8 protein-coding genes are annotated in these 6,913 nt (G+C 63.5%); 2 read left to right on the top strand and 6 right to left on the bottom strand.

The features are described from left to right. Nucleotides 1-69: 69 nt before the first annotated feature. Together ACY693_RS12240 and ACY693_RS12235 are read right to left on the bottom strand one after the other, a co-directional pair. The gene (locus ACY693_RS12240) at nucleotides 70-840 is read right to left on the bottom strand and encodes a class I SAM-dependent DNA methyltransferase (protein ID WP_462322107.1); all 771 of its coding nucleotides are present in this window, start codon (nucleotides 838-840) and stop codon (nucleotides 70-72) included. Nucleotides 841-1,655: 815 nt separating this feature from the next. Continuing rightward, the gene (locus ACY693_RS12235) at nucleotides 1,656-3,299 is read right to left on the bottom strand and encodes a c-type cytochrome (protein WP_462322106.1); all 1,644 of its coding nucleotides are present in this window, start codon (nucleotides 3,297-3,299) and stop codon (nucleotides 1,656-1,658) included. Between the two features lie 275 nt (nucleotides 3,300-3,574). Here ACY693_RS12235 and ACY693_RS12230 point away from each other — a divergent pair, with 275 nt between their 5' ends. Next, nucleotides 3,575-3,838, top strand: coding sequence for a hypothetical protein (locus tag ACY693_RS12230; RefSeq protein WP_462322105.1), 264 nt, complete (start codon nucleotides 3,575-3,577; stop codon nucleotides 3,836-3,838). Between the two features lie 137 nt (nucleotides 3,839-3,975). Here ACY693_RS12230 and ACY693_RS12225 read toward each other — a convergent pair whose 3' ends face one another. From ACY693_RS12225 to ACY693_RS12215, 3 genes are all read right to left on the bottom strand, one after another. Next, nucleotides 3,976-4,689 (bottom strand): TVP38/TMEM64 family protein, encoded by a 714-nt coding sequence (locus ACY693_RS12225; protein WP_462322104.1) that lies wholly within the window; start codon nucleotides 4,687-4,689, stop codon nucleotides 3,976-3,978. Between the two features lie 35 nt (nucleotides 4,690-4,724). Continuing rightward, the gene (locus ACY693_RS12220) at nucleotides 4,725-5,042 is read right to left on the bottom strand and encodes a hypothetical protein (protein WP_462322103.1); all 318 of its coding nucleotides are present in this window, start codon (nucleotides 5,040-5,042) and stop codon (nucleotides 4,725-4,727) included. A gap of 368 nt (nucleotides 5,043-5,410) precedes the next feature. Then, entirely contained in the window at nucleotides 5,411-5,605 is a 195-nt protein-coding gene (locus tag ACY693_RS12215) for a hypothetical protein (protein ID WP_462322102.1), read from the bottom strand. A 221-nt stretch (nucleotides 5,606-5,826) separates the two neighbouring features. Here ACY693_RS12215 and ACY693_RS12210 point away from each other — a divergent pair, with 221 nt between their 5' ends. Continuing rightward, on the top strand, nucleotides 5,827-5,997 hold the full coding sequence (locus ACY693_RS12210) for a hypothetical protein (RefSeq protein WP_462322101.1): 171 nt from the start codon (nucleotides 5,827-5,829) through the stop codon (nucleotides 5,995-5,997). 113 nt (nucleotides 5,998-6,110) lie between these two features. On the opposite strand, the gene ACY693_RS12205 is transcribed toward ACY693_RS12210, so the two are convergent. Next, entirely contained in the window at nucleotides 6,111-6,530 is a 420-nt protein-coding gene (locus tag ACY693_RS12205) for a DUF2267 domain-containing protein (protein WP_462322100.1), read from the bottom strand. Nucleotides 6,531-6,913 lie beyond the last annotated feature (383 nt).

Here is a 6,913-nt window from a genome sequence, read left to right as displayed (position 1 = left end):
TGGCCTCGATGTCGCCGTGGTTGTAGGCGCGCACATAGTGCTCAATCAGGGCGCGCTGCTCCTCGCTGCTCATGAATGCTGTTCCCCTGGCTCGTCTCGCTGGTCAGTGTGTGCTCCCACATCCGCTCGGCGCGCGCTGGCGCCATCGAATGACCACATGCTGGACAGCCCCGGCCTGGGCCGGTAAGCGTCGCCCGCGCTCGCCATTCTATCCAACAACGTGTCGTCAGGGTCCGCCGAGATGGGCCCTAAGGGACGCGATCCCGCAGGCCCCTTCTGGTAGAAGTAGGTGAAGTTCCCCGCCTCCCACGGCTCGGCCGAGAGGAGGCGCATCCCGTTGGCGCTGAGCACCTCGGTGTAGGCGGCCTTGCCGAGGCTGAGGTGGTCGATGACCTCGCGATAGGGTCCAGCGGAGCCTGTGCACTGCCCCGGCGCCTCAGCGCTGGTGAACAGGAGTCGCCCGCCCGGGTTGAGCAGATCGGCGGCGGCGGTCAGGGTGCGCACCTGCGCCTCAGCCCGGAGATGGCAGAGCGCGCCCCAGCTGAAGATGAGGTCCCAGCCACCGCCCAGGCGCGCGATCTCGCTCATGTCGAGACACCTGCATTCGGCCTGTGGCACGTTGCGCCGGAAGACCGAGAGCATCGCCTCGGCGTTGTCGATGCCCAGATACCGCGACACGCGTGGCGCGAGGCGCGCAGCAATCGGGTGGCCGGTGCCGCAACCGAGGTCGAGGATATGCAGTCCATCGCCCATGGTCTCGACCAGGGAGAGCAGGTCGCGAGCGCCAACCTCGCTGCGATAGCTGTCGTAATTCTCGGCGATCCTGTCGTAGATGCTCATCCGCCCAAACACTCGCGTGCTTGATGGTTGGAAAGACGACCTGACACGGCTAGGTCATCGAGGCTGGACAGTTCGTCGAGCCGCAATGTTCAGACCCACATCGTCGATCCCCAACTCGCTGATGCGGCGGGCCATCGCCTACGAGCACGGAGGCCGGTGCTGGGCCGAAGCGCAGCACGAGCGTGAGGTCTGAAACGAGGGTGTCCGACTCGTCAGCAACGCCGCGGTCCAATACAACTCCCTGATCCTGCCCAATGCGCTGGCGGAGCAACGAGTCCGCGGCGAGAGTGCGTATCGTCGGCAGTTTGGGCCAAAAACCCCGCAACCGGGACAGCTGCCAGTGCAGATCCGGCCAACGCCCGGCGCCAACGCCTGTAGGGGGCCGGAAACCGGTCGGGCACGTGAGGGCAGTAAGGGAGAAGAACGCGGGATTGGCGCCCGCGGGGCGGAGCGCCACGACAGCGCCACGCAGGAGTCAGCCGGCAATTGAGACAGGCCATCCGACATTGAACGCGAGACTGAACCGAGGACCCTCGCGCCAGAAGGGAATGTGAGCCGAAACCCCGCGACGTTCCGTCGGGCCCCGAAGATGGTTCAGTGGGATAGCCGAACAGCCGATGGCTAAATGACATCGTTCCTGGTTGTTTTTGGCCCTGCGGTGAAGGATGGCCGTGGCGATACTCAAGGCCATGCGCATCCAGGGCGATTCGTGGTGCCGATACGACGACGTCATCAACCGGCAGGGGTTTGGTCTGCGCTAATCATGATCCTGGACCGAATACGCTGGCACCATTTGGCCGATCGGAGCCAACGTCTTACTTGGCCGAAGCCGTCGGCATCGGTGCCGCCTCGCCAAGCAGCTTGCCATCGGGCCCCGTGCGCTTACCGTAGTAGTCGAACTGACTCTTGTGGAAGCGCTGTGTCGTCTCCGCCAGATCGCCGTTGAAGCGCGGATCCTGAGGCCGTTCATGGGAATTGATGTAGGCAGCGACATCCCAGGCGTCCTGGTCGGATAGCTCGATGAAGTTCCCCAAGGGCATGTTGGCCTTAATGAACATGGCGGCCGTGTTGATCTTGTGCATTCCGGCGCCCCAGTTGTACGACTGCGGCCCCCACAGTGGCGGAAAGACTAACTCCTTTTCGCCGCCTTCGCCCTCGGCCCAAGCGCCCTCGCCGGCGTCGCCGTGGCAGATGGCACATTTCTCGGCATAGACCCGTTTGCCGCGCGCCGGGTCGAAGCCCTGCTTGGTCTCGGCAATCTTCGGGAACCCCCTCCCCGGCATCGTCTTGTCTCCGGTGGGCGCGCCGGTTGCCATCCAGTACATGTAGCTCAGGAGCGCATGAATCGTCCGACTCTCGGCCGACGGAGGCGCACCGACCTTCGACGCTTGAGCGTTCATCGAGTACTTGAAGCACCCCTGTAGCCGCTCGGTCATGCTGTTGACCTTCTTGTTCTTACCGCGGTAGGCCGGGTAGGACACCCAGGCAGCCCACATGGGTGCAGCGCCGGCGAGCCGGCCAGCATCCAAATGACAGCCCTCACAGACCTGGGTGTTGCCCACGTACTTGCCCGACACTGGATGGCTGTACGTATGCTGATAGATGGCCTCACCGAGTTTGACCAGTTCGCCGAAATCATCATCGGGCGCAGTGCCTCGCAGCGGGGGCTCAAACAGCTCAGCTTCAGCCTGCGGCCGGCCGGAGGGAATCTCGCCCTGATGAGCCAACGGGCCGGTGTGCGCCGACCCCTTGGTCGCCATCTGCCCCAACTCATCCGTCGGAGGCGTCGCCTTGGCCGGGTCCGGCTGCAGAGCGCCGCGTTCGATCTCCGCGGCGACCTGAACAGCCTTTTTCTCCGGGATCGATGCATAAAAGGCCGCGACGGAGCGTGACTCCTTTGCCGACAGATGCCGGTTCATCGCGCTCATCATACCGAGAGGATCGCCCTTGCGGCTGCCTGTGGTCCAGGCCGCCAGCTGGCCGACGAGATAATTGTAAGGCTGGCCCGCCAAGGCCGGAAAGTACTCGCCGACACCGACGCCCAAGGGACCATGGCACTGGATACAAGCCGGAAGGCGCCGGCCGGCCCAGTCGCCGTAGAGCGCCAACCACTTGCCTGGCTTCGGATCGATGTCATTCGGAACAATGGCGTTCGAAGCCGGCGGAAGCGACGCATAATAAGCTGCCACAGCCTGGACCTCATCCGCGGTTAGCGCATCAGCCCAGGGCTGCATGATGGGGTGGCGGCGATTACCGTCCTTGTAGTTATCGATCTGGCGGGCCAGATACGCCTCGCCCATGGCAGCGAGCCGGGGCGCGCCAACCTCTTCACTGCCACCGCCGTTAGCACCATGACACTCCGAACAGGGTGTCAGTCCGCGGCTCGCGTCCCCCTGCTCGGCCAAGCGCTTACCCAGCTGCAGGTCCACAGCACCGGCGAGTGGCAGGCTTACGCTCATGGCGAGAGCGGCAAACAATCGTATCAATGCCCGGCGCGAAAACATCTTGGACTCCGGTGAATTCAGATCATGCATGGAACATCTCCACGAATGCCGCTTCCGGCGTGTCTGCTACGCTTACGTTATCCGATTCAGATGGACATTTACCCATCGACTTGAACCCCCTTCGACCAATCGCTCGGCCTTTATGAACTGCTTCCCAACTGACCCCTCCTGGCCAAAGCCGACACCCTATCTCCGCCTTAACCTCACCCGTCCCAAAGCGAGAACAGACCATGCGCGCCAAGACCGTCCTTAATCTGCTTTCGATGGCCTCTTGGATTGGGGCCGTTCTGGTGGCCGTCGGCTTTTATATCGCCCTGGCCACCGACCTCACGACCAAATACGGCCTGACCGGTATGCGCGCCGACGTTGAGCTCATTGCCTTGGGGCTGTTTCTGCTGATCCCGTCCCGAGCCGTCATGGTGCTTAAACTCATGAAGGTCGACCCTGACCAGAGAATCTCGGACGAGGCTGATGCGCCTGACGTCGAGCGATGATGAGTGCCTGATGCGAGCAACGGCGCGCCATCGTGCTGATCATCGGCTGGACCCCCCACCGACAACAATCGCCACACCAGCCGCATCCTCTGGGAGAAGGGGCTCTGGCATGCCTTGCATGAATGGGACGAGCGTGCTCACAGCGGCGATGACGGGCGACGCATGGCGCCGCTGTCCGGGTGATGGACCTGGAGTCGGTCGATGAGCTGCCGGGCCATCCAGGGAGAGAGGCCGATGAAGGCCAGCGCGAGAAGCACGCCTGGCGTCACCACACCCTCAGCGGGGTTAAGCGCGCCCAGTTCGGCGCCGGCATGGACAAACAGGGCGGCGTTTGGAACGCCGCCCAGCAGCGTGACGACCAGATAATGCCAGAACGACATCTTGGTCAGCCCCATGCCGATGTTGATGAGGCAAAACGGCACCAGCGGAATCAGCCGCAGGGCAAACAGATGGAGCATGCCAGAGGTCGAGAAGGCGGCATCGATGCGTTGGAACGTCGTCAGAAAGCGCCGCCGCAAGACAGTGGCGAACAGGTAGCGCGAGACGAGAAAACCCAAGGCTGCCGCAAACAGCGAGGCGATGACGATGAGCAGCAAACCACGTCCAAATCCGAACACAGCCCCGGCTGCGATCGCGAGTGGGGCCGCGACCGGAAGGAACAACGAGACGATCAACACGTGCATGCAACAGAACAGGAAAGCGCTCAGCAGCGGGCGATCAGCCGCCGCTGTGGACAACCTGTCGACCCCTGCGTAGAGCGGCACCAGATCCATCAGGCCGAGCCCCAAGATCAGGCCAAGCGCACCAATGCCCAGGATCAGGGCTCTGACGCTTGCCCGGTCGTCGCTCATGTTGGCCGACTCATTCTGGCCCGATGATGTCGGCCTTAGGGCGCGCGTGTCGAGTCCGAAACGCCCGCCGATGACGACTGAACCTCGTTGGCCAAGGCGGTCTCGCTAATATGGTGGTAGAGGCCGATCAGCTTGACGGCGATGACCTCGAGCTCAGGATGGTGGTCGACGAGCGGCTTGGCATTGGCTGAGTCGGCAAGCACCAGTTCGAGAAACTCAACATCGTCGTCGCTCAGTCGCTCACCGTGGTCGACGCGCTCCTTGATTTGCAGGACGCGTGGCAGCCGAAACTCAGTCAATCGCTCAAGTAAGGCGATCCCAACCCCGCGCTCAGTGGTCGAATCGGGTTTCATCATCACCTCGCGGCTGTTCACGGTTCCCACACAATGCATGCCCGACCGCTCTATCTTAAGCGAATCCGGTGACGAATCAACGACGATTACATGACGTTACACGATGTGACGTCTGTTTTTTCAGTGACTCATGGAGCATCACAGAGCGCCGCACAACGACTCCCAACCGCAGTGGTGGGCCCTGAGGTGAGGGGCACTTAGGTGAGGCGCTCAGGGATCAAGCGGGCCAAACTCCTGCTCGACGCGCTGCCATGTTGGCAGGGATCTGTATTGCCATCCATCCTGCCGTAAGCGGGTGTCGGCACACGGCTGCCGTTTCATCATCGTCGATACCGGAGAGCAGCACCGACAGCGCTACCTGAGACTGCTCAGTCGCCGATGACGGTCAGACTCAAGAGCCGCTCACCCTTGACATAGTCAAGATCAATGTAGGGTGAGATGACGGCGGCGGCATCGTCGTCGACCTGCATGTTTAACGCATGAACCATCGCGTCGAACTCTCCGATGGTGAACTCGATTACCGTGGTGATCCAGACCATCACGCAGCCCGCGATCGACGGCATCAACGCCGAGCCCGAGACCGTGATCGTCGACTATCACGACCAGCGCGTCAGCTTCACGCACCAACTCTGGCGCATCAGCCCCAGGTCGGTCTGCGCCGACCAGCGCGCGCCTCGCCGGCTACGCCCCCTGCACCCAAGCGGCGAAGGCGCTGTTCGAGGAGACCTGCGTCGCATTCAGGGCCAAGGCCGGGCGCCAACCGACCGCGCGCAACCTGAGCAAAATGTACTGCAACGCCGCCGCGGGCTTTGCGCCGACCCAGGCCAGCATCCAGTGGAGCGACAACACGCCTCCGGCGATCGAGGCGGTGGATTGCCGCCGCGCCAAGGCGCTGCAGGTGCTCGAGGACAGCGCCGAGAACCGCGCGCGCGTGCAGGCCGCCTGCGGCCCCTGATAGGGGTGACGTGTCGGGCGGCGAGGCCGTTGGCCCCGGCATTCTCTCGCCGCGGTGCTGATCGCGCTGGTCACAGCAAGCCGGAGCGCGGCGAGCCGCGCTCTTCGCGGCCGTCACGGCGCCCAGAAGTCACCCGCACCTTCAGGCAACTGCGCGAGCACGCCCTCGAAGGCGGCCTCGTCGACATGGCGTCGTAAGGCGCGAGCGACATCGCGAATCGCCGTCTCCGGCGAGAAATTGTGGGCCGCGCGCAAGCTGCGGACCTCGTCGGTCAGCGTCTCGCGCTCCTGGAAGTCGCGGGGTTCCTCACCCGGCGTCCAATCCGACACGAACAACGCCCTGAGACCGACCGGAAGCACGTTGGCGAAGGCAATCGCCTCAGCCGTGGACAGGCGCCGGCGAAAGACCTGGAAGACGGCCTGTGTCATCGTGTAGGCGAGGTGCGTGCTCCAAAGCCCGGCCGTGTCCCGGGCATCGACCAGGTAGGCATAGAACTGCGCGGAGGCGCGCTCGCACTCGGCGGGGACGGTCATAGTGTCGCTCGGTATCATCGTTCCGATCCAGTCATTCTACTTCTGGTCAGTCGGCATCAGCAGCGCGTCAGCACGCCGCCGTTTTCCGTTGCGTAGCGATAGCCGGAAAGGCGCCTTCGAGCGACTGAGCCGTGCCGACTGGTGCAGGAGGATCAGCCGGCAGCGCTGCTGACGCGGCTGATCGAGGCGCTGTCTTAGGCACAAAGCCCTTGGCGCCATACGACCCGCAGCGCAAACGCTCCTGCGCCACCCGCTTTAGCTGATGTCAACGATTCGACCAATACGGCCGTCGAGAAACGAGAATTCGGAGCGCCCGCTCAGTCGCAGGGTCTCGCCCGCCGTCGGCCCATCAGGGAGATCGACCGCGAGCACGGCCTCGAAGT

This window comes from Halochromatium sp. (assembly GCF_054919635.1).
Note: the sequence above shows the minus strand (reverse complement) of the source record. Positions and strands in the feature narration are given on the sequence as shown.

What these genes read in the sequence shown, in the direction of transcription:
- ACY693_RS12240 (WP_462322107.1), bottom strand. Translation starts at nt 840, where the DNA reads ATGAGCATCTACGACAGGATCGCCGAGAATTACGACAGCTATCGCAGC.
- ACY693_RS12235 (WP_462322106.1), bottom strand. Translation starts at nt 3,299, where the DNA reads ATGAGCGTAAGCCTGCCACTCGCCGGTGCTGTGGACCTGCAGCTGGGT.
- ACY693_RS12215 (WP_462322102.1), bottom strand. Translation starts at nt 5,605, where the DNA reads ATGCCGTCGATCGCGGGCTGCGTGATGGTCTGGATCACCACGGTAATC.
- ACY693_RS12225 (WP_462322104.1), bottom strand. Translation starts at nt 4,689, where the DNA reads ATGAGCGACGACCGGGCAAGCGTCAGAGCCCTGATCCTGGGCATTGGT.
- ACY693_RS12210 (WP_462322101.1), top strand. Translation starts at nt 5,827, where the DNA reads ATGTACTGCAACGCCGCCGCGGGCTTTGCGCCGACCCAGGCCAGCATC.
- ACY693_RS12205 (WP_462322100.1), bottom strand. Translation starts at nt 6,530, where the DNA reads ATGACCGTCCCCGCCGAGTGCGAGCGCGCCTCCGCGCAGTTCTATGCC.
- ACY693_RS12220 (WP_462322103.1), bottom strand. Translation starts at nt 5,042, where the DNA reads ATGAAACCCGATTCGACCACTGAGCGCGGGGTTGGGATCGCCTTACTT.
- ACY693_RS12230 (WP_462322105.1), top strand. Translation starts at nt 3,575, where the DNA reads ATGCGCGCCAAGACCGTCCTTAATCTGCTTTCGATGGCCTCTTGGATT.